At 67.8% G+C, this 307-nt stretch carries 1 protein-coding gene; it reads left to right on the forward strand.

Annotated features, from left to right (window positions below; all coding sequences use genetic code 11):
• A partial coding sequence (locus ACIBEF_RS32490) for a hypothetical protein (RefSeq protein WP_396797248.1) occupies positions 1 to 307 on the forward strand: 307 nt, incomplete at both ends.

The following is a 307-nucleotide window of genomic DNA, read 5'->3' on the forward strand; positions in this document are numbered from 1 at the left end:
ACCGCGCTTCCCGACGGCAAATGGCGGCTGCTACCCAGCGGCGCCAAAATCACCTGGCTCGATCAGGACTATGCGCAGGCGTTGAACCGCCTACCGGTAGGCACCCCCATCACGGGTAACACCACAGTGCCGCTGCCTGGTCATCTCGTCCCTGTTCCCATCGGCCAACTGGTGATCAGACTGCGGAGCATCGCGGCCAACGGGGGGCGGGTGGCGGCGCCGGATCCGGCGTTGGTCACCGCGTTGGCCGCGCACGGCCTGCACCGCAACCCGACCACGCTCCCCGACGGCAAATGGCGACTGCAAC

Origin of the sequence: Micromonospora sp. NPDC050795 (genome assembly GCF_044456785.1) — a bacterium.
Taxonomy (GTDB): Bacteria; Actinomycetota; Actinomycetes; order Mycobacteriales; family Micromonosporaceae; genus Micromonospora.